Below are 20,542 nucleotides of genomic sequence, written 5' to 3'. Positions count from 1 at the left end.
TCTCGGTCACTCTCGCGGCCGGCGCCCGCCAGCGGCGCGGAGCGGCCATGGGCGGCGAGCGTCGCGCCGTCGGTCACTACGCCGATCAGGTCCGGCGCCGTCTCCACCGCCACGTCCACATGGCGTCCGGGAATGAAGCCGGGGCCAAGGCCGATGGTGGCCCGGGCGAAGGGCCGCACGTCCACCTTCAGCGCCCGCATGCGCATGCGGGCATCCACCAGCACGTCGATGAGGCCGAGGCACAAAAGCTCGCCCAGCTCCATCACCGTCACCGAGATGGCCGAGCGCTCCATGCAGGCATGCAACAGGTCCACGAGGCCATAAGCGGGGCGCGCCAGCACGCCCTCGATCTCCAGCGGCCCACCGATCAAAGCATCGTCGAAGGCCATGTTGCGCCGCAGGACCGGCTGTCCGGGATCGCGGGACATGACGACCCCATATCCCGCCTGGAACAGGGCATGGGCCACGGCGGAGGCCACATCATTGGTGCCGAGCACCACGGCCAGGGGCACGCGTCCCGAGGGGACGAAGCCTGATTCGCTGCGCATGGTGCTGCCTCCCGGCCGCGAGGAATTGTGGCTTCCCGGACGTCCGGAAAGGCGTGCCCCCGCTCAAGCGACATTCGTGCCAAGGGGCACCGACGGGCGAGGCACCAGCTGCCGCAGCGCGAAAAGGCCGGAATTGGGCGGGGCCGGCCCGCAGGCCGTCGCTTGCCGTCTCGCCGCCGGGCGCCTGTCGGCGGCTTCGCGACACGACCGACGCCCCTCGCCCGGCCAGCGGTGTCGGAAACCCGACAATGCTGCCCCGCAGCATTTTGGGCTCGCATTTTCGCCCATTGGAATTATGAGACATTCCGCAGCGCACAAGATGGCACACCGCTTGCTGTGCTGCCTCGACACGCGGGGCGTCACGCCCCGGTTCCCCTATCCGGAGACAGTCATGCTCGGCATCGGCAGCGTCCTTCCTTCCTTCTCCATCACCGGCGTGAAGCCCCGCTTCAACCTTCATGAGGAGAACGGCCAGTCGGCCTTCGAGACCCTCACGGAGCAGAGCTTTCCCGGCAAGTGGAAGATCATTTTCTTCTATCCGAAGGACTTCACCTTCGTGTGCCCCACCGAGATCGCCGAGTTCGCGCGCCTGGCCGGCGACTTCGAGGACCGGGACGCGGTGGTGCTTGGCGGCTCGACCGACAATGAGTTCGTCAAGCTCGCCTGGCGGCGCGACCACAAGGACCTGAACCGCCTGCCCATCTGGTCGTTCGCCGACACCAACGGCTCGCTGGTGGATGGCCTGGGCGTGCGCTCGCCCGACGGGGTGGCCTATCGCTACACCTTCATCGTCGACCCGGACAATGTGATCCAGCACGTCTACGCCACCAACCTGAATGTGGGCCGCAACCCGAAGGACACGCTGCGGGTGCTCGACGCGCTGCAGACCGACGAATTGTGCCCCTGCAACCGCGAAGTCGGCGGCGACGTGCTGAAGGTGGCCTGAGGCATGTCCATCGACGCCCTCAAGGAGCAGATCCCGTCCTTCGCCAAGGACGTGAAGCTGAACCTCTCCGCCCTCCCCCGCGAGGACAGCCTCACCCCCCAGCAGCTCTATGGGCTGCTGGTGGCCTGCGGCTACACCACCCGCAATCCGGTGGTGGCCCAGGCGCTGGAGGCCGAGGCCGCCCCGCATCTGACGCCGGCCGCGCTCGACGCGGCCAAGGCGGCGGCGGCCATCATGGCCATGAACAACGTCTATTACCGCTTCACCCACCTTGCCTCGAACAAGGCCTATGAGACCCTGCCGGCCAAGCTGCGCATGAGCGTGATCGGCAATCCCGGGGTCGACAAGGCGGACTTCGAGCTGTGGTCGCTGGCGGTCTCCGCCATGAATGGCTGCGGCCGCTGCATCGATTCCCACGAGAAGGTGCTGCGCGAAGCTGGCGTCGGCGAGACGCAGATCCAGGCGGCGGTGCGCTTCGGCGCCATCATCGCCTCGGCGGCGGTGGCACTGGAAGCGGCGGGCCTGCCCGTCGCGGCGGAATAGGCCGGAAACCGAGGGCCCGTGCGCATTCGCGCCCGGGTCCTCTCCCGCCAGACAGGTGCGGAAAAATCAGGCACGACTGCCTGACTTGATCTAGATCAAAGACCGAAGGCCCCTCTGAGCTTCTCCTTAGAAATCCTCCGAACTCATCGGACAAGATGTCTCCCAAGCGAGACAGAGCGTGAGGAAGCTCAAATATTGGAGGGCGGTTTCCGACACCCGTGCGCGGTGAGGAGCACGCCATGACGGACTTCTACCAGGTACGCGTCCCTCGGGGTTCGGCCAACGGGCCGACCAACGCCAATTCCGGCAGTGCCAGGACAGTCATGACCAGTCCGCTTGTCCCGCCGATGCCGATCCGGGCCGGCGAAGGGAAGGCCGCAGCGCCGCAGCCGGCCCCTGTGGCCGCGCCGCGCCCGTCCGCCGCATCCAGGGGCACCTCGCCCGAGGTGGCGCTGATCGGCATCTATGAGATTTCCAAGATCCTGACCGCCGCCCGGCGGCTGGAGCTGACGCTCGCCAATGTGGTGAACGTCCTGTCCTCCATGCTCCAGATGCGGCACGGGATGATCGTCATCCTGGACCGGCAGGGCGAGCCGGACATGGTGGCCACCACCGGCTGGACGCCCCAGATCGCCCAGCACATCCGCTCGCGCGTGCCGCAGAAGGCCATCGACCAGATCGTCGCCACCGCCACCCCCTTGGTGGTGCAGGACGTGAGCGCCCATGCCTTGTTCGAGGGCCACGAGGACCTCTTCGCCCCCGCCGAGGAGACCACCGTCTCCTTCATCGGCGTGCCCATCAAGGCGGACACGCGGGTCATCGGCACGCTCTCCATCGACCGGGTATGGGACGGCACCGCCCGCTTCCGCTTCGACGAAGACGTGCGCTTCCTGACCATGGTGGCGAACCTTGTGGGGCAGACCGTGCGCCTGCACGAAATGGTGGCGGGCGACCGCGACCGCCTGATCGCGCAGACCCACCGCCTGGAAAAGGCGCTGGGCGGGGAGAAGGAAGACCATTTCCCCGATCTGCCGGCCACCGGCATCCTCGGCGACAGCATGTCGGTGAAGCGCCTGATCGCCACCGCCAAGATCGTGGCCCGCTCCAATTCCACCGTGCTGCTGCGCGGGGAAAGCGGCACCGGAAAGGAATTGTTCGCCCGCGCCATCCACGAATTGTCGCCCCGCAAGGACAAGCCCTTCATCAAGGTCAATTGCGCCGCGCTCCCCGAGACGGTGCTGGAATCCGAGCTTTTCGGCCATGAGAAGGGCGCCTTCACCGGCGCGCTGAATGCCCGCCAGGGCCGGTTCGAGCTGGCTCATGGCGGCACGCTGTTCCTGGACGAGATCGGCGAAATCTCCGCCGCCTTCCAGGCCAAGCTGCTGCGCGTTTTGCAGGAAGGGGAGTTCGAGCGGGTGGGCGGAAACCGCACGCTGAAAGTGGATGTGCGGCTGGTGTGCGCCACTAACAAGAATCTGGAAGATGCGGTGGCCAAAGGCGAATTCCGCGCCGACCTCTATTACCGCATCAATGTGGTGCCGCTCATCCTGCCCCCCTTGCGCGAGCGCACCGGCGACATCCCGAAGCTCGCCCGCGCCTTCCTGGAGCGCTTCAACCGCGAAAACCAGCGCCACATGCAGCTTTCGGCGCAGTCGCTGGAAGTGCTGAAGAAATGCTATTTCCCGGGCAATGTGCGCGAGCTGGAAAACTGCGTCCGCCGCACCGCCACCCTGGCGGAGGACGATGTGATCGTGCCCCACGACTTCGCCTGCGACAGCGGCCAGTGTTTGTCCGCCATCCTGTGGAAGGGCAGCGCCCCCAAGGCGACGCAGAATGTGGGCGTGCCGCAGTCCCTGCAGCCCCCGCCTTTGTCCCAGAACCCGTCCGCGCCGGCCTCCCCGGTGGTGCCGCTCTCCGCCGAGGCGCCCGTTCACACCGCCCCGCCCGCCGCCTGTCCCGGCGCCGAGGCCTGCCCGGTGGTGCCGCCCCGCCTCTCCGAGCGCGAGCAATTGCTCCAGGCCATGGAGCGGGCCGGCTGGGTGCAGGCAAAGGCCGCCCGCATCCTCAACCTCACCCCCCGCCAGGTGGGCTACGCCCTGCGCAAGCACGACATCGACATCAAGAAGTTCTGACGGTCGAGGTTGGGGGTTGGGGCGTGCCGCCCGTCCCCGGTGCACCCGTCATGCGCGGGCGTGTCCCGCGCATCCACGGCCAAATGCTGGATGGAGCTGTTTAAGCCTGCGTCCGGCCGACGCCAGTGGAGGACCGGAACGAGGCCGGAGAGGGGTTTTATGCCCCGCGCGCTGTCCTCCCCAGCGCTGTCATCCTGCAATTGGACAACCGCCCCCGCGCCCCGCCCCGGCGCGGGGGCGGTGGCGTTTCAGGGCGCCCGCAGCGCCCGCCGCACACTCCGACAGCCACGCGACGGGCCTGTCGCACATGCGACAGGGGGCGACGGACAAAGCCGGACAAAGGCGCGACACAGGTTCGACACGCCTGAAACACACCGTTTATTTTCAATGACTTATTCCATGGCATGGCGCTTGCGAGAGCTATTCCAGATTTCATTCTGGAGTGCTTCTCATGTCCGCACCCATGTTTTCCCTGGACAATTTGATCGCCTCCCCGGTCTCCGTTGAGGAGATGCGCGCCAAGCTGGAAGGGGGCGGTTGCTCGTCCTCCTCCTGCGGGTCCTCGGCCAAGCCCGACGATCTGCCCCAGGATGTCTGGGACAAGATCAAAGACCATCCCTGTTACTCGGAAGAGGCCCACCATTACTTCGCCCGCATGCATGTGGCGGTGGCGCCGGCCTGCAACATCCAGTGCAATTACTGCAATCGCAAATATGATTGCGCCAATGAGAGCCGCCCCGGCGTGGTCTCGGAAAAGCTGACCCCCGACCAGGCCATGCGCAAGGTGGTGGCGGTGGCGAACGAGGTGCCGCAGTTCTCCGTCCTCGGCATCGCCGGCCCCGGCGACAGCTGCTACGACTGGAAGAAGACCAAGGCCACCTTCGAGGCGGTCTATAAGGAAATTCCCGACGTCAAGCTCTGCCTCTCCACCAATGGTCTTGCCTTGCCCGACCATGTGGACGAGATCGCGGAGATGAATATCGACCACGTCACGGTCACCATCAACATGGTGGACCCGGAAGTGGGCACGAAGATCTATCCGTGGATCTTCCACAATCACAAACGCTACACCGGCTATGAGGCCTCCAAGATCCTGCACGAGCGGCAGATGCTGAGCCTGGAAATGCTGCGCGACCGCGGCATTCTGGTGAAGGTGAACTCGGTCATGATCCCCGGCATCAATGACGAGCACCTCCTGGAGGTGAACAAGTGGGTGAAGGAGCGCGGCGCCTTCCTCCACAACGTCATGCCCCTGATCTCGGCCGCCGAGCACGGCACCCATTACGGCCTCACCGGCCAGCGCGGCCCCAGCGCCATGGAATTGAAGGCGCTCCAGGACAAATTGGAAGGCGGCGCCAAGCTCATGCGCCATTGCCGCCAGTGCCGCGCCGATGCGGTGGGCCTGCTCGGCGAGGACCGGGGCCAGGAATTCACCCTCGACCAGATCCCCGAATTCGTCACCTACGACCCGGCCAAGCGCGCCGCCTATCGCGAGGTGGTGGCGAGCGAGCGCGGCGATCACGTGGCCAAGAAGCAGGAGATCAATTCCGAGATCCAGGCCATGGAAACCAACGGCACGCTGCTGGTGGCGGTGGCCACCAAGGGCGGCGGGCGCGTGAACGAGCATTTCGGCCACGCCAAGGAATTCCAGGTCTATGAGGCCACCCCCAAGGGCATCCAGTTCGTCGGCCACCGCAAGGTGGACAATTACTGCATGGGCGGCTTCGGCGAGGATGCAACGCTGGACGGCGTGATCGCGGCGCTGGAAGGGGTGGAAGTGGTGCTGTGCGCCAAGATCGGCGACTGCCCCAAGGACGCGCTCACCGCCGCCGGCATCCGCGCCACCGATGAGTATGCGCTCGAATATATCGAGGCGGCCATCGGCGCCCTCTATGCCCGCGAATTCGGCCGCACCGTCACCGACCAGAAGCTCGCGCTCTCCGCCTGAGGAGAGCGCCCATTGCCGGCCGCGCGCGCGGCCTCATGACCAGCGAAGGGAAAAGACCATGTCTCTCAAGATCATCGTGTCCCAGTGCACCGTCTGCGGCGCCTGCGAGTTCGAATGCCCCAACGCGGCCATCCGCATGAAGGGCGACACCTACATCATCGATCCCAAGAAGTGCACCGAGTGCGAAGGCCAGTTCGACGAGCCCCAGTGCGCCGCCGTCTGCCCGGTGCCCAACACCTGCGTCCCGGCCAACTGAACCACAGGCGGCCGGAGCACCGGCGCCCGTGCCATGGCCGGCCTTGACCCGGCGCGTGGCGCGGACGGTGACCATCAGCCAAGGGGGAAGGCGGAGCATGGCCGGAGACGCGGCGGAAGATCTGGAAAGCGGGCCGGAGGCGCTCGACTGGCAAGGCCGTCCCTTGCGCTGCCAGGATTGTCCCCACGAGGACATCCACGCGGAAGGGCGCTGCGACCTGGGCAAGATCTGCGTCGCCGACCGGCGGGGCAAGCGCATCGACCGCTTCTTCGCCCGCAATCCCGATCTTGCCGCCCGCTATCTGGCCCATCCCTATTTCGAGGTGCGCACGCTCGCCGCCAAGCATGCCAGCGTCTTCCTCATCGGCTCTTTGAAGGACGACCCGGAGCCGGAAGTGCGCACCATGGTGGCCTATCGCCTGCCTTTGTCGCGGGCGCGGGAGATGCGCAAGGACCCGGATCGCCGGGTGCGCATCGCCATCACCCACCGCCTGGAAGGGGGCGACCTCGTCTCCATGCTGGCGGACGAAGACTATTATGTGCGCCTCACCGCCGCCCGCCGCGCCCCGCCGGCGGCCCTGGTGATGGCGCTGCACGACCCGGAAGCCGAAGTGCGCCGCGAGGTGGCGCGCCGCATCGGCCCGGCGCACCTGCCCACCATGGCGGGTGATCCCGACCCGCTGGTGCGCCTCGCCGTGGCCGAGCGTCTGCCGCCCGCCCGCCTCACCGTGCTGGCGCGCGACACCGACATGCGGGTGCGCTTCGCGGTGGCCGAGCGCATCGATCCCCCGCACCTGCACGGCTTTGCGCAGGACGAGGTGGAAGCCATTCGCGAGCTGGCGCAGCGCCGCCTCGCAAACGAGGGAGGACGCCATGGGCCTCGGACGTGAGCAGGACGTGGAGATCTTCAGGGAACCGCGCTTCCGCCCCGGCGAGAAGGTGCGCTCCACCAAGCATGTGAAGAATGACGGCACCTATCCCTTGAAGGAGATCGGCGAGAATCTCGTCCGCAAGGGCGATGTCGGCTATGTCCGCGACATCGGCATCTTCCTCCAGCAATTCTACATCTATGCGGTGGAGTGGGTGGAGCGCGGCACCATCGTGGGCATGCGCGGCAAGGAACTTGTCAGCCTCGACAACCCGCCCCCCGCCGTCGACGCCACCGCCCCCAAGGCCGAGGAGGCCCTCCCGTGAAGCTCATGATCCGCAAGACCCCCGCCGGGGCGCTCTCCGCCTATGCGCCGAAGAAGGACCTGGAGGAGCCCATCGTGGACCAGGAGCATGCGGCGCTGTGGGGCGGCTGGGTGAAGCTGAAGAATGGCTGGACCTTCACGCTCCCCGACATGCCCGCCGACACCCGCCTGCCCATCACCGTGAACGCCCGCAAGATCGGCGGCGAGGAGGACTGACCATGTCGGCATCCCAAATCACCGCATCCCCCATTCCGGCCCCCGACGCCATCCGCCCCGCCGCCGCCCCGGTGCTCTCCGGCGCAGAGGCCGAGGCGCATCTGAAAGACGTGGCCGCCTGGCTGAAAGCGGACCGCCTCGTGCCCTATCTCGGCCCCGGCGTGGTGGCGGCAAGCGGAGCGGGCGGCACCGTGCCGCTGGCCCCCGAGGCGCTGGCCGCTGAGCTCTCCAAGCGCCATCCCGCGCCCGGGCGCATGCGCACCAATATGTGGGCGGTGGCCCAGTTCATCGACCAGCGCCGCCACCGCAAGACCCTGACCGCCTGGATGGGCGAGATCTTCGCCCCGAAGCTCTCCCCCTCCCCGTTCCAGTCCTACCTGGCGGGGCTGCCCATCTCGCTCATTGTGGACACCTGGTATGACGGCGCCATGCGCGCCGCCTTCGCGGGCACGGGCCGGGCCGATGTCGGCGAGATCCAGGGCATCACGCGGGCGGGCATCACCGAGGACATCTGGACGCGGGCCTATGACGCGGCCGGCACCCTGGTGCCCGATGCCACGGCGGAGAGCTGGACCACCATCCTCTACAAGCCCCATGGCGCCGTGACGCCAGCCCAGAACTTCCTGGTGGCGGACAGCGACTATGTGGAGGTGATGACCGAGATCGACATCCAGTCGCCCATCCCGCCCGTGGTGCGCGACCGCCGGTCCTTCCGGGGCTTCCTGTTCCTGGGCTGCCGCTTCCACGACCAGATGCTGCGCACCTATGCCCGGCAGATCATGAAGCGCTCACGCGGCCCCCATTTCGCGGTGGTGGATGCGGCCACGCTCACCCGCAACGAGGCCCGCTTCTTCTCCGAGCAGGGGATCGCGGTGCTCGACCTGCCGCTCGGCGCGGCGCTGGACATCCTGATGGACGCATAGGAGGACCGAGGTGGCGCACATCGTCTTCTATGGCAAGCCCACTTGCGGTGGGAATGCCCGCCAGCGGGCACTGCTCATGGCCTCCGGCCACGAACTGGAGGTGCGCGACCTCTTCACCCATCCCTGGAGCGCGCAGACGCTCCGCCCTTTCTTCGGCGACCTGCCACCGGCGGAGTGGTTCAACCGCTCGGCGGTGAAGGTGAAAAGCGGAGACGTGGTGCCGGAGGCCTATGACGAAGCCGGCGCGCTGGCCGCGCTTCTGGCGGACCCGCCCCTCATCCGCCGCCCGCTCCTGGACATTTCCGGCCTGAGGCTCGCGGGCTGGGATGGGGAAATGCTGGACGCCCTCATCGGCCTTGCCCCCCGCGCCCAGCCGGTGACGGAGGCGTGCGTCCATCCGGCCGGCAGCGCGTGCTCCGGCGCGTCCGCGTCCTGAGAGCGCCCGTGAACGGGGAGCGCCTCATCGATTTCGGCCCGCTGCCGGAAGCGGTGGACGCCCTGCTTCAGGCCGGCGTGCGCGCCCATCGTACCAACAAGGCGGCGGCCGAGGCCCTGTTCCGCGCCGCGCTCGCCGAGGCCCCCGACGCTTTGCCCGTGCATCTGTGCCTCTACAAGATCCACGCTTATGCCGGGGACGGGGATGCGGCGCTGGAGGCCGTGCAAGCCGCCATCGCCGAAGCCGCCCGCCAGGCGAACCTGCCGCCGGACTGGCTGAAGTGGCCGCCCTTTCCGGGCCAGGAGGGCCCGGAGCGTTTCGCCCTCTATTCCCTGAAAGCCCTCGCCTTCATCCGCCTGAAGCGGGGCGAGCCGGAGGCCGCACGCGCGGCCCTCGACACCCTCGCCCGCCTCGATCCCCACGACCAGGTGGGCGCCCGCGTGGTGGCTGCGCTGGCGGAGGGCGTGGCGTGAGCGCGCCCGCGGCGTTCGCCGACAGCCGGCCCAATGCGGAAGCCTGGCTGGAGGGCCGCTATCACGAGGACCTGGCGCCGGAAGCGGAACGGGCCATCCGCGCGGCGGGGCTCGCCTGGGCGCGGCCGCAGGAGGCGGAGCGCCATCTGGCCGAGGCCGAGCGCCTCGCCGGCGACCATCTGGCGGTGATGATCGCCCGCTATCGCTACGCCCTCTACACGCACGATTTCGCCACCGCCCTCGTGCAGGCCGAGCGCGTCCTGGCCGCCGCTGCCCGCCGGCTCAACATCCCCGCCGACTGGCGAGAGGTGCGCGCGGGGGACGCCGACTTTTCCTCCGACGCGCCGCAGGTGCGCTTCTTCCTGTTCGTGCTCCAGGCCTATGGCTATGTGCTTTTGCGCCTCGACCGGCTGGAAGAAGGCACGGACGCATTGCGCCGCGTGACGAACCTTGATGTGCGCGATCAGACGCGGACCCGCATCCTTCTGAAAGTCATTCTCGACCGGGCCGAGGCGGGCGCCGAGTAAGACCCCCTTCGGCCTCTCTCGGGCGAGATGCCCTTGGCAGATCACCTTGGCAGGCCCAATTGGCAGGCTCAGTTGGCAGGCCTCCTCGACACCGCCGCCGGCCCGCCATTGCGCCAGGATCCGGTTGCGGAGCCTGACATCCTCAACCGCAATTCCCTCCTCTCCTCTTTTCCGCATTGCCGCCATCTCATGGCGACGCTTCCATTGCACCCGCCCGGCGTGATACCCGCCCCCTGTGCTCCGCTACGACCTTCACCTGCGATTCATCGCCGTCTGCCTGTCGGCCCTGGCCGGCTTCGTGGACGCCCTTGGCTTCATCGAACTGGGCGGCTTCTTCGTCTCGTTCATGAGCGGCAATTCCACGCGCGTGGGGGTCGGGCTGGAAAACGCGGCCGAGTCCCTGCACTGGGCCGTCGCCGCCGGGCTCATTTCCAGCTTCGTCTGCGGCGTCGTCACCGGCACCGTTGCCGGGCGTCTGCTGCACCGGCGCCGGCACACGGTGCTGCTGCTTCTGGTGGCCACCATGCTGGCCCTGGCGGGTACGCTCCACGCCCTCGACTTCGGCTTTGCCACGGTGGCGGCCATGGCCTTCGCCATGGGGGTGGAGAACACCGTGTTCGAGCGCAATGGCGAGGTGAGCATCGGGCTGACCTACATGACCGGCACGCTGGTGAAGCTCGGCCAGCACATTGCCGCCGCCCTCATGGGCGGCAGCCGCACGGCATGGCTGTCCTATTTCAGCCTGTGGTCCGGCCTTGTGGGCGGCGCCTTCGCCGGCGCCATGCTCTATCCTCACATGGGCCTCAACGCCATCTGGCTGGCGGTGGGCGGGGCGCTGCTGCTGGCCGCCGGCACCCGGCGCTTCTGGTTCGGCTGAAACCTTCCATTCGACAAGGAACAGGCGGGCGATCTCCAGGACGCGCATTGCCTGCCACCGCGCGAAAAACTGCGCCTCCGACCACTTGACTCCAACACTCTAACGATCAATAGAATGATGCATGAATGAAACGCCCCATGCAGCGCTGACCGACGCGCAGATCGAGGACGCCGCCGGCATGTTCGCCGCGCTGGCGGAGCCGGCGCGGTTGAGGCTGCTGATCCTTCTTTCCGGTGGCGAGGCCTCGGTATCGGACCTTGCCGAGGCCATGGGAGAAAAGCTCACCACCTTGTCCGCGCGGCTCAAGGTGCTTCACGCGGCGCGGCTGGTGCGACGCCAGCGGCGCGGCAAGTCCATCATCTACCAATTGGCCGACGAGCATGTGCTCGCTCTGGTGACGAGCGCCGTCGACCACGCCTGCGAGCATCACTGACGAGGAGGACACTGCCATGAGCGAGACCTGCAAGATCCACCCCAATCACGACCATGCCCACGGCCCCGCCTGCGGCCACACCGCCATCAAGCATGGCGACCATGTGGACTATCTGCATGACGGCCACCTGCATCATCCCCACGGGGACCATGTGGACGAGCATGTGATCGAGGTGAGCGCTACCAATCCCGACGCCTGCACCGCCGGCCAGCCCTGCACGGGACACGAGCCCGGCCATGTGCACGGCCCCGGCTGCGGCCATGAGGCGGTGCCCCATGGCGACCATGTGGACTATCTGGTGGATGGCCGCCTGCACCATCCCCATGGCGACCATTGCGACGACCATGGCCCGGTGGAGATCGTCAGCGCCTGATTATCGCGACGCGGCGGCATAGCCCGCCGCCTCACACCACCTGCGGCGAGGCGAGCGGGCAAGGCATGTCGCCCGCCTCCACCTGCAAGGCCGCATGGCCGATGCCGAACTTGGCCTTCAGCTCGGCGCAGGTTTCCATCAAAAAGGCGTCGTCGAGGGCGGCGCCGGGGCGCACCAGATGGGCGGTCATCGCCACATCCGTCGTCGAGAGCGCCCAGATGTGCAGGTCATGGACCTCGCGCACCCCCGGCCGTGCCGCCAGATAGGCCGCGACTGCCGCCCGGTCGATGCCCGCCGGCACGGTGTCGATGGCCAGGTCAAAGCTGTCGCGGAACAGCCCCCAGGTGCCGGCGATGATCGCCACCGAGATGGCGATGGAGACCACCGGGTCCAGCCACAGCCAGCCGGTAAGCCCGATCACCCCCGCCGCCACCACCACGCCCAGCGAAATGGCCGCATCCGCCACCAGGTGGACAAAGGCGCCGCGCACGTTCAGGTCGCTCTTGCGGTCCGCCATGAACAGCAAGGCAGTGCCGAAATTCACCCCGATGCCGATCAGGGCCACCAGCATGACGATTCCCGTCTGGATGGGTTCGGGATCGCCGAAGCGCGTCACCGCCTCCCAGATGATGCCGCCGGTGCCGGCAATGAGGATCAGCGCATTGGCCAGCGCCGCCAGGATTGAGGTGCGACCGTAGCCAAACGTGCGCCGCTCGCTGGGCGGCCGCCGCGACAGCCAGGCTGCCGCCCAGGCCAGCAGCAGGCCCAGCACGTCCGAAAGGTTATGGCCCGCATCCGCCAGCAGACTGAGGGAGCCGGAAAGCACCCCGAACACCGCCTCCACCACCACGAAGCCGAAATTGACCGACGCGCCGATGGCGAAGGCCCGCAGCGAAGACGGCACCGCATGGGAATGGCCGGAATGAGCGTGGCCGTGGGAATGGCTGGAATGGGAATGGGTGGAATGACCTTGCCGTTTGTGCCCGTGGCCCTCGTGGTCATGCCCATCGTGATCATGCCCATCGTGATCATGCCCGTCGTGATCATGCCCGTCGTGATCATGCCCGTCGTGATCATGCCCGTCGTGATCATGGCCGTCGTGGCCATGATCTTTTTGGCCATGCGGGTCTTGGCCGTGATCTGGGTGGTGGTGACCCGTCGCAGCGGAATCGAGCTCGCTCGCGCCCTGGCCAATCCCCCCCTGCCTGTGGGGCGCCCGCCCCGCAGCCGCGCCGTCGCCTGCGCCGTGCGCCGGCTCGTTGGACATCTGCGCCATGTGTCACCCCTGCCCCATCCCGGTCCCACAGCCGGCCCCCAAACCGGCTGATGCCATCTGAAGCTTATCGAGGCTCAATGACAATTCGTACCGCCGCAGATCGGCCCAGCATCAGGCCAGGAAGCGGATGAGGGACGCGGCAAAGTCCCCCGGCGCCTCGATGGCGGACATGTGCCCGGTGTCCAGCACCGCCTTCTGCGCGCCGGGGATATGGGACGCGATCAGCTCACCCCATTCGGGCGGCGTCGAACGATCCTGCGCGCCGATCACCACTAAAGTGGGCGTGTGGACCTGGGCAAGGTCATGGCGGAAATCCATGTCGCGCATGGCGCAGCTGGTCGCGGCATAGCCCACCGCCGGGGTCTCCACCACCATGCTGCGCACCCGCGCCACCTCGGCGGGGGCCGCCTGCCGGAAGGCGGGGGTAAACCAGCTCTCCACCACCGCCTCGGCAATGGGCGCCGTGCCGGCCTTGCGCACCGCCTTGATGCGCCCTTCCCACATACGATGCGGCCCCGCATGGGCGGTGGTGTTGGCCAGCACGAGGCGATTGAGCCGCTGCGGCGCGTTCACCGCCATCCACTGGCCCACCATTCCGCCCAGCGACAGCCCGCACAGATGCACCTGCGGCAAATCGAGGGCATCGAGGATGTTGATGAGGTCGCGGCCCAGATCCCCCATGGAATAGACGGCATCCGGCGCCACGCTCTGGCCGTGGCCGCGGGCATCGTAGCGGATCACATGGAAACGATGGGCGAGATGGGGCACGAGGGCATCCCACATCTCCAGCCGGGTGCCAAGCGAATGGGCGAGCACCAAGGCCGGCCCCTTGCGGAGCCCGCCGGTCTCATAGCGGAACCGCTCGCCGGCAATGTGAAGAAAAGGCACGGGCGCCCCCAGAACGGCATCTTGTATGCCACGATTCTGTATCCCGTATTCGTCCACCTGAAAAGCAGGCAGGGGGGCAGAAGGCGGCGGCGCACCCGCGCCGCCGCCGGGGTCTCAATCCAGGTCGGTGTCGAGAATGGCCATCTGGAAGTTGTAGGACAGGTCGCCATCCTCTTCGTCCTTGAACAGGACGCCGATGAATTCATCGCCCAGATAGACCTCGGCGGAATCCTTCTTCTTCGGACGCGCGGTAACCTTGATCTGCGGGTTGCCGAACAGTGTTCTGAGGTATCTCTGTACCCGCTCGAGCTCGGTCTTATCCAAACTTTCATCCTCCAGGAGTGTCACGGCCGCCTCGACTGCGGCCGGGGGTCGACGGGCGGCCGAGGCCACCCGGTCATCAGATATCGGCGCCAGCAAAGATGTTGTCGTCGAACATTTGGTCCATGGCCCGGGCCGGCTCGGCACAGCCGGCTTCCCCGACCACCTTGGCAGGAATGCCCGCCACCGTTGTCGCCGGCGGCACTGGCTTCAACACCACCGATCCCGCAGCAATGCGGGCGCAATGGCCCACCTCGATATTGCCCAGGACCTTGGCGCCCGCGCCGATCAGCACGCCGCGACGGATCTTGGGGTGACGATCGCCACGCTCCTTGCCGGTACCGCCGAGCGTAACCCCTTGAAGGATCGAAACATCATCCTCGATCACAGCGGTGGCGCCCACCACCAGGCCGGTGGCATGGTCCAGGAAAATGCCGCGTCCCATTGGCACGGCCGGATGAATGTCCACCGCGAAGACGGAGGAGGCGCGGCTCTGCAGATAGAGTGCGAAGTCCCGCCGCCCCTGGCTCCACAGCCAGTGCGAGAGGCGATGCGTCTGGATGGCGTGGAAGCCCTTGAAATACAAGACGGGTTCCAGCGTTCGCGTGGCCGCCGGATCACGGTCCACCACCGCCATGATGTCCGCCCGCACCGCCTGCGGGATCGCGCTATCCGCCGCGCACGCCTCATGAAAAGCCGCCCGGATGACCGCCGATGGCAATTCCGCATGGTCGAGCCGTGCCGCGATACGCTCGGCAATCACCGCCTCAAGGCTGACATGGCCGAGCACCGCGCTGACGAAGAAGCTGGCGAGCACAGGCTCCGCCTCCATCGCCGCATCCGCCTCGTTCCGCAGCCGCGCCCAGACGGGGTCGACCGTGTCCTGCCAACGCTCCACGATCGCTCCCCGCGTGCCGGACGCGGGGCGGGTCTGAAACAGGGTCTGGGGCATTTCTGCCTCCTGGATGGGTCCATTCGCGCCAGTTCTAGCACAAGCTGCGGCCGAGGAAGAGCGTTCCGCGCACCTGTGGACGCCGCCCGCATTCACGGGCGCCGGGCAAAGAAGTCCAGCACCCCCTGCTTGAACACCTTGTCCCCCACCGCCGGATTGTGATCCCGGCCGGGAATGTCCAGCGCCTCCCCGTCCGGCAGGAGGGCGGCCAGCCTGTGGGCATCTCCCGCGACCGCGTCCCGCGTGCCCACCGCCACCAGGACGGGCTGGAAGATGCGGCGCACCTCGGCCTCGCTGAGCACCTGGCGCGAGCCGCGGATGCAGGCGGCAAGCGCCTTCAGGTCCGCCTTGTTGGCGTCGCCAAAGGCGCGGAACATGCGGCCCATGGGGTCGGTGACATCGTCAAGGCTGGGGGCTTCCAGCGCGTCGGCGATGGACTGGGGCAGCCCCGCGCCCTCCACCAGATGGATGCCGAGCCCGCCCATCACTAGCGAACGCACCTGCTCGGGATGCAGCAAGGCCAGGTGAGCCCCGACCCGGGCGCCCATGGAATAGCCGATGATGTCGGCCTGCGGCACACCAAGGTGCGCCAATAGCCGCGCCGCGTCGTCCGCCATCAGTTCAGTGTGGTAAAGCGCTGGATCATAAAGCTTTTCCGATGCGCCATGGCCGCGATGGTCGAACGCAATCACCCGCCGCCCGGCCCCCAGGAGAAGCTTGACCCAACCGGTATTGACCCAGTTGATCTCCTTGGTGGATCCGAACCCGTGAATGAGCAGGACAGCATCGCCCGCGCCGTCGTCCAGATAGGCCAGTTCGACGCCGTCGGATGAAAAGGTGGGCATGGAAATCCTCGTGTGCCGCCAGGACGCAGGGGGCGGAACCTAGTGCGCGCCGCAGCTCAGGGGAAGCGGGCGCCCATGATTCTGGACCGCCCGTGAGCCGGCGGACACGCCGCCACTGCCGCGCGGGGAGGAGCGCCGATGGGCCTGCTCCGGCCAATCGGGGCCGACGAAATGCCATGCACGCCACGCCGTTCACGCGCATCCGCCCTTGTCGCGGAAACGTCACCCGACTGTAAGACTTCGCGCTTTCCACAATGCCGGCCGCCGCTTAGGCTTTTCTTGGGGAACAGGCCGCCCCGACCGGCGGCACAAGGGTGGAGGGGCGGATGGACGCAATCATCGATTTCCTCAACACGATCTTTTGGGGCTATGTGCTCATTTACGGCCTGCTGGCCGTGGGCATTTATTTCACGCTGCGCCTGCGCTTCATTCAGATCATCCATTTTCCGGAGATGATCCGCTGCGTCACCGGCTCCTCGGCCACTGACAAGGCAGGCATTTCACCTTTCCAGGCGCTCTGCACGTCGCTCGCCTCGCGCGTCGGCACCGGCAACATTGCCGGCGTGGCGGTGGCGCTCTACCTGGGCGGGCCGGGATCCATCTTCTGGATGTGGATGGTGGCTCTGGTGGGCATGGCCACCGCCTATTCGGAAAGCACCCTGGCCCAGCTCTACAAGGTGCGGAACGAAGAGGGGCAGTATCGCGGCGGACCAGCCTTCTATATTTCGCGCGGCCTGAAGGCGCCGTGGGCGGGGGCTCTGTTTTCCGTGTGCCTTATCCTGTCATTTGGATTGATCTTCAATGCGGTGCAGGCCAATTCCATCGCGGATGCAGTGGAAGGCGCCTTCGGCTTTCCGAAGATCGCGACCGGCATCGCGCTGGCAGCCCTCACCGGCGTCATCATCTTCGGCGGCATCAAAACCATCGCCCGGGTGGCCGAGATCGTGGTGCCGTTCATGGCCGCAGGCTATGTGGCCGTGGCGCTCTATGCTCTCATCGCCCATATCGGGGAGGTCCCGTCGGTGCTCGCGCTGATTGTGCGCAGCGCTTTCGGGCTGGAGCCGGCCGTGGGTGGCGTGACCGGGGCCGTGGCGGCCGCCATGATGAACGGCGTCAAGCGCGGCCTGTTCTCCAACGAGGCCGGCATGGGAAGCGCGCCGAACATTGCGGCGGTGGCAACGCCCGAGCCGCATCACCCGTCCAGCCAGGGTTTCGTTCAGGCGCTCGGTGTCTTCATCGACACCATCGTGATCTGCACGGCCACCGCCTGCCTGATCCTGCTTTCGGGCGTGTTCCAGCAAGGCAACGGCATCACAGGAACCCAGTTAACCCAGGCAGCAATGACCGCGCATATCGGCGCCTCAGGCACGTATTTCATTGCGGTGGCCATCTTCTTCTTCGCTTTCACCTCCATCATCGGAAACTATGCCTATGCGGAGAACGCGCTGACCTTCCTCGGGCTTGATCACAAGGGTTCGAAGGCGGCGCTGCGCATCGGTGTGCTGGCGATGGTGGTCTGGGGCGCCTATGAGAGCGTGGCCACGGTGTTCAACGCCGCTGACGCCTCCATGGGGCTGATGGCCACCATCAACCTCGTGGCGATCGTGCTCCTGTCCGGGCTCGTGGCGCGCCTGACGCGCTCCTATCTGGAACAGCGCAAGGCCGGCAAGGTGCCGGTGTTCCTGGCCGAAGACATGCCGGAATTGGCAAACGAGATCGAGACGGAGATCTGGAGCCGGCGTCCCTGATCAAACCCGCGCCACCCGGCCATCCGCCGGGTGGGCAACTCGCCAGAATGGACAAGACAGCGACCGCCTGCCGGTGCAGGCGGTCGCTCTTTTTTAGTGGGCGCCCTTCTTCCGGCTGGCGCGGCGCACCAGCATGTTCAGCACCTCGATGCCGGAAGAGAAGGCCATGGCGGCGTAGACATAGCCCTTGGGCACGTGCGCACCGAAGCCTTCCGCGATCAGCGTCATGCCGATCATGATGAGGAAGCCCAACGCCAGCATCACCACGGTGGGATTGGCTTCGATGAACTTCGCCAGAGGGTCGGCGGCCAGCAGCATCACCGTCACAGCTGCAATGACAGCAATGATCATGATCGGGATATGCTCCGTCATGCCCACGGCGGTGATGATGCTGTCGATGGAGAAGACCAGGTCCAACATCAGGATCTGCACGATGGCCGCGCCGAAGCCCAGCGTTGCCTTGCTGGTCTCGAACATGTCCGAGCCGGGATCGGGGTCCACGTTGTGGTGGATCTCCTTTGTGGCCTTCCAAACCAGGAAGAGGCCACCCGAGATCAGGATGAGGTCCCGCCACGAGAAGGGATGGCCGAACACCGAGAAGATCGGCTGGGTGAGCTGCACGATGATGGCGATGGTGCCCAAAAGGCCCAGGCGCATGATAAGCGCCAGCCCGATTCCGATGCGCCGCGCCTTGGTGCGATGCTCGGCCGGCAGCTTATTGGTGAGAATGGAGATGAAGATCAGGTTGTCGATGCCGAGCACGATTTCCATGGCGACCAGCGTCACCAAGGCGACCCACGCCGCCGGATCGGCAGCCAATTGAAGCAGATAATCCATGTCTCACTCTTTTGAGGATGAAGGGGCGAGGATGCGGCGGGAACTCTGGAAGGCAGCGGGGCGGCTTGGCGGAGCATAGACCCGCAGCACTGCCGGGCGGATCTTGAAATGAGCGGGCGTCCAGGTGGTGAGCTCGCCATCCGTATTCACCGCGCGCGGCTTGCGGGTGCGGATGATGACCTCGGTGGTGCGGAAGGCGCGCACATCGTCCCATCGCCCCTGCGTGCCCCGCCGCAGGCTGGGCAGCAGCCGCAGGAGGCGCCACCAATGGTCCACTTCCAGCGAATAGAAATCCAGGGTTCCGTCGTCGGCGGTGGCGCTTTCAGCCACCGCCATGCCGCCCCCGTAATAGCGGCCATTGCCCACCGAGACCTGCAATGTCCGCACCGTCTCGATGGTGCCGTCATGCTCGATGTAGGCGGTGAACAGGCGAGACTGGGCCACGAGGCGGGCGGCGGTGACCGCGTAGCCGAGCACGCCCCAGGTCTTCTTGGCGTCAGCCGTGAGTTCGCGCGCTAGTTCAGCAGAAAAGCCGATGCTCGCCACGTTCAGGAACGGATGTCCGTTCACCTCGCCGAGATCCACGAGACGCGGCTCGCCAAAGGCGATCAGGCGCGCCGCCTCCACGGGATCTGCGGGAATGCTGAGGGTGCGGGCGAAGTCATTGGCTGTTCCGAGTGGCAACACGCCAAGGGGCAAGGCCGTGTCATAGAGGCCGGAGGCTGCGCCATTCAGTGTGCCGTCGCCGCCACCGATAATGGCGAGGTCCACTTCGGAAGCCCGTTGGCGGATCAGGTCGGAAAGGCCCTGGCCTTTTTCCAGCGACGCCTCCACGAGGCTGATCCCGCCTTCCGCCAGCACCTCGCGCACTTCGGGCAGCGCGACGCCCCCTTGGCGCGCCTTCGGGTTCACCACGAAGAGCGCACGGCGCGGGCGATGCAACAAAGTCGTGCGTTTCAGATCCAAGGGGCCACTCACCGGCAGAAGTGTCGGAGCTGATCCGACATCACGCGCGCAACATGCTCGCGTCAGAGGGGCCCGGATCGCAACTCCCTAGCTAAGCGCTCCAACGGCTGGCGCCAGACTTCGCACCTGTGGCGCAATGTCGCGGGCGGGGAGAGAGCCCGAACGCGCCATCGAACCCTGGAGGCGCATCTGGACGGACATGCTGCATGATGGCTTGATCGTTCCGCCATCAACAGGAGCCTTCGGGCATGGAATTTGAGACCTGGGCCGCCTTCGCCGCGGCATCCGCCATTCTGCTGGTCATCCCCGGCCCAACCGTCCTGCTGGTGGTGTCCTATGCGCTCGGCCAGGGCTGGCGTTCGGCCATGCCCATGGCGATTGGGGTGGCACTGGGAGATTTCGCGGCCATGGCGGCATCCCTGGCGGGGGTGGGGGCGCTCCTGCTGGCCTCGGCGGAGCTGTTCACAGCGCTGAAGTGGATCGGCGCGGCTTATCTCATCTACCTGGGAGTAAAACTGTTCCGCGCCGGCGGGCAGCTTGATGCCCAGCCCCGGACCTCCCCCACCTCGGCCGCGCGCATGATGGGCCATGCCTTCCTGGTGACCGCCCTCAATCCAAAGGGCCTGACCTTCTTCATCGCCTTCCTGCCGCAGTTCCTGGACCATTCGGCGCCGCTTCTGCCCCAGATGGCCATTTTCTGTGCCACCTTCCTGGCGCTCGCCTTTACCAATGCCTTCGGCTATGCGCTCGCGGCCTCGCGGGCACGGCGCCATGTGGCGAATCCCGCCGTGATGAAGGTTGTGAACCGCACCGGCGGATCGCTGCTGGTGGGGGCGGGCCTGCTGGCGCTGACGACGCGCCCGGGTCAATGAACAGAAAGGTCATT

General features: G+C 66.8%; 25 protein-coding genes and 1 pseudogene. 18 read left to right on the top strand and 8 right to left on the bottom strand.

The window, feature by feature from the left end; translation table 11 throughout:
* Positions 1 to 548: pseudogene (locus PV781_RS23185) on the bottom strand (hypothetical protein); the annotation flags it as partial.
* Positions 549 to 939: 391 nt separating this feature from the next.
* On the opposite strand from PV781_RS23185, the gene PV781_RS23180 reads away from it, so the two are divergent.
* The 15 genes from PV781_RS23180 to PV781_RS23110 all read left to right on the top strand — a co-directional run bounded on the left by PV781_RS23180 (position 940) and on the right by PV781_RS23110 (position 11,823).
* Positions 940 to 1,494, top strand: a complete 555-nt coding sequence (locus PV781_RS23180; RefSeq protein ID WP_209105201.1) for a peroxiredoxin — start codon at positions 940 to 942, stop codon at positions 1,492 to 1,494.
* A 3-nt stretch (positions 1,495 to 1,497) separates the two neighbouring features.
* Positions 1,498 to 2,037: an alkylhydroperoxidase, AhpD family gene (gene ahpD, locus PV781_RS23175; protein ID WP_274777990.1), complete on the top strand. Its 540-nt coding sequence runs from the start codon at positions 1,498 to 1,500 to the stop codon at positions 2,035 to 2,037.
* Between the two features lie 347 nt (positions 2,038 to 2,384).
* The gene (gene nifA, locus PV781_RS23170; protein WP_425532457.1) at positions 2,385 to 4,169 is read left to right on the top strand and encodes a nif-specific transcriptional activator NifA; all 1,785 of its coding nucleotides are present in this window, start codon (positions 2,385 to 2,387) and stop codon (positions 4,167 to 4,169) included.
* A gap of 451 nt (positions 4,170 to 4,620) precedes the next feature.
* Complete coding sequence (gene nifB, locus PV781_RS23165) at positions 4,621 to 6,117, top strand: nitrogenase cofactor biosynthesis protein NifB (protein WP_274777988.1); 1,497 nt, start codon at positions 4,621 to 4,623, stop codon at positions 6,115 to 6,117.
* A 58-nt stretch (positions 6,118 to 6,175) separates the two neighbouring features.
* Positions 6,176 to 6,373, top strand: a complete 198-nt coding sequence (locus tag PV781_RS23160; protein ID WP_274777987.1) for a 4Fe-4S dicluster domain-containing protein — start codon at positions 6,176 to 6,178, stop codon at positions 6,371 to 6,373.
* A gap of 97 nt (positions 6,374 to 6,470) precedes the next feature.
* Positions 6,471 to 7,262: a 4Fe4S-binding leucine-rich repeat protein gene (locus PV781_RS23155; RefSeq protein ID WP_274777986.1), complete on the top strand. Its 792-nt coding sequence runs from the start codon at positions 6,471 to 6,473 to the stop codon at positions 7,260 to 7,262.
* Entirely contained in the window at positions 7,246 to 7,566 is a 321-nt protein-coding gene (locus PV781_RS23150; RefSeq protein WP_274777985.1) for a nitrogen fixation protein NifZ, read from the top strand. The genes PV781_RS23155 and PV781_RS23150 overlap by 17 nt, the downstream gene beginning before the upstream one ends.
* Positions 7,563 to 7,781 (top strand): putative nitrogen fixation protein NifT, encoded by a 219-nt coding sequence (gene nifT, locus PV781_RS23145; protein WP_209103376.1) that lies wholly within the window; start codon positions 7,563 to 7,565, stop codon positions 7,779 to 7,781. Before PV781_RS23150 ends, nifT begins: the two co-directional genes overlap by 4 nt.
* A 2-nt stretch (positions 7,782 to 7,783) precedes the next feature.
* On the top strand, positions 7,784 to 8,704 hold the full coding sequence (locus PV781_RS23140; RefSeq protein WP_274777984.1) for an SIR2 family NAD-dependent protein deacylase: 921 nt from the start codon (positions 7,784 to 7,786) through the stop codon (positions 8,702 to 8,704).
* A 10-nt stretch (positions 8,705 to 8,714) separates the two neighbouring features.
* Complete coding sequence (locus PV781_RS23135) at positions 8,715 to 9,140, top strand: thioredoxin domain-containing protein (RefSeq protein ID WP_274777983.1); 426 nt, start codon at positions 8,715 to 8,717, stop codon at positions 9,138 to 9,140.
* Positions 9,141 to 9,148: 8 nt separating this feature from the next.
* A complete protein-coding gene (locus PV781_RS23130) occupies positions 9,149 to 9,613 on the top strand; it encodes a hypothetical protein (protein WP_274777982.1) in 465 nt (154 codons plus the stop codon).
* Positions 9,610 to 10,140, top strand: a complete 531-nt coding sequence (locus PV781_RS23125) for a hypothetical protein (protein ID WP_274777981.1) — start codon at positions 9,610 to 9,612, stop codon at positions 10,138 to 10,140. Before PV781_RS23130 ends, PV781_RS23125 begins: the two co-directional genes overlap by 4 nt.
* A 235-nt stretch (positions 10,141 to 10,375) precedes the next feature.
* Positions 10,376 to 11,017: a YoaK family protein gene (locus tag PV781_RS23120; protein ID WP_274777980.1), complete on the top strand. Its 642-nt coding sequence runs from the start codon at positions 10,376 to 10,378 to the stop codon at positions 11,015 to 11,017.
* A 121-nt stretch (positions 11,018 to 11,138) separates the two neighbouring features.
* Positions 11,139 to 11,450: an ArsR/SmtB family transcription factor gene (locus PV781_RS23115; protein ID WP_274777979.1), complete on the top strand. Its 312-nt coding sequence runs from the start codon at positions 11,139 to 11,141 to the stop codon at positions 11,448 to 11,450.
* A gap of 16 nt (positions 11,451 to 11,466) precedes the next feature.
* Entirely contained in the window at positions 11,467 to 11,823 is a 357-nt protein-coding gene (locus PV781_RS23110; RefSeq protein ID WP_274777978.1) for a hypothetical protein, read from the top strand.
* Between the two features lie 31 nt (positions 11,824 to 11,854).
* Here the strand turns inward: PV781_RS23110 and PV781_RS23105 are convergent, their stop codons facing one another.
* A complete protein-coding gene (locus PV781_RS23105; RefSeq protein ID WP_274777977.1) occupies positions 11,855 to 12,727 on the bottom strand; it encodes a cation diffusion facilitator family transporter in 873 nt (290 codons plus the stop codon).
* Between the two features lie 60 nt (positions 12,728 to 12,787).
* Between PV781_RS23105 and PV781_RS23100 the strand changes: the two genes are divergently transcribed.
* On the top strand, positions 12,788 to 13,150 hold the full coding sequence (locus PV781_RS23100; RefSeq protein ID WP_274777976.1) for a hypothetical protein: 363 nt from the start codon (positions 12,788 to 12,790) through the stop codon (positions 13,148 to 13,150).
* Positions 13,151 to 13,210: 60 nt separating this feature from the next.
* On the opposite strand, the gene pcaD is transcribed toward PV781_RS23100, so the two are convergent.
* From pcaD to PV781_RS23080, 4 genes are all read right to left on the bottom strand, one after another.
* Complete coding sequence (gene pcaD / locus PV781_RS23095; RefSeq protein ID WP_274777975.1) at positions 13,211 to 13,987, bottom strand: 3-oxoadipate enol-lactonase; 777 nt, start codon at positions 13,985 to 13,987, stop codon at positions 13,211 to 13,213.
* Between the two features lie 114 nt (positions 13,988 to 14,101).
* On the bottom strand, positions 14,102 to 14,311 hold the full coding sequence (locus PV781_RS23090) for a DUF3126 family protein (protein ID WP_209103382.1): 210 nt from the start codon (positions 14,309 to 14,311) through the stop codon (positions 14,102 to 14,104).
* Between the two features lie 76 nt (positions 14,312 to 14,387).
* Positions 14,388 to 15,260, bottom strand: coding sequence for a serine O-acetyltransferase (gene cysE, locus PV781_RS23085; RefSeq protein WP_274777974.1), 873 nt, complete (start codon positions 15,258 to 15,260; stop codon positions 14,388 to 14,390).
* 92 nt (positions 15,261 to 15,352) lie between these two features.
* Positions 15,353 to 16,105 carry an alpha/beta fold hydrolase gene (locus PV781_RS23080; RefSeq protein WP_274777973.1) on the bottom strand — a complete coding sequence of 251 codons (753 nt, stop codon included), beginning with the start codon at positions 16,103 to 16,105 and terminating at the stop codon, positions 15,353 to 15,355.
* Positions 16,106 to 16,431: 326 nt separating this feature from the next.
* On the opposite strand from PV781_RS23080, the gene PV781_RS23075 reads away from it, so the two are divergent.
* Positions 16,432 to 17,853, top strand: a complete 1,422-nt coding sequence (locus PV781_RS23075; RefSeq protein ID WP_274777972.1) for an alanine/glycine:cation symporter family protein — start codon at positions 16,432 to 16,434, stop codon at positions 17,851 to 17,853.
* Between the two features lie 93 nt (positions 17,854 to 17,946).
* Here the strand turns inward: PV781_RS23075 and PV781_RS23070 are convergent, their stop codons facing one another.
* Together PV781_RS23070 and PV781_RS23065 are read right to left on the bottom strand one after the other, a co-directional pair.
* Positions 17,947 to 18,690, bottom strand: a complete 744-nt coding sequence (locus tag PV781_RS23070) for a TerC family protein (RefSeq protein ID WP_274777971.1) — start codon at positions 18,688 to 18,690, stop codon at positions 17,947 to 17,949.
* Between the two features lie 3 nt (positions 18,691 to 18,693).
* A complete protein-coding gene (locus PV781_RS23065) occupies positions 18,694 to 19,650 on the bottom strand; it encodes a lipid kinase (protein ID WP_274777995.1) in 957 nt (318 codons plus the stop codon).
* Positions 19,651 to 19,904: 254 nt separating this feature from the next.
* Between PV781_RS23065 and PV781_RS23060 the strand changes: the two genes are divergently transcribed.
* Positions 19,905 to 20,528, top strand: a complete 624-nt coding sequence (locus PV781_RS23060; RefSeq protein WP_274777970.1) for a LysE family translocator — start codon at positions 19,905 to 19,907, stop codon at positions 20,526 to 20,528.
* Positions 20,529 to 20,542 lie beyond the last annotated feature (14 nt).

Source organism: Aquabacter sediminis (assembly GCF_028863665.1).
Taxonomy (GTDB): Bacteria; Pseudomonadota; Alphaproteobacteria; order Rhizobiales; family Xanthobacteraceae; genus L1I39.
This window is presented reverse-complemented; position numbering and strand designations above follow the sequence as displayed.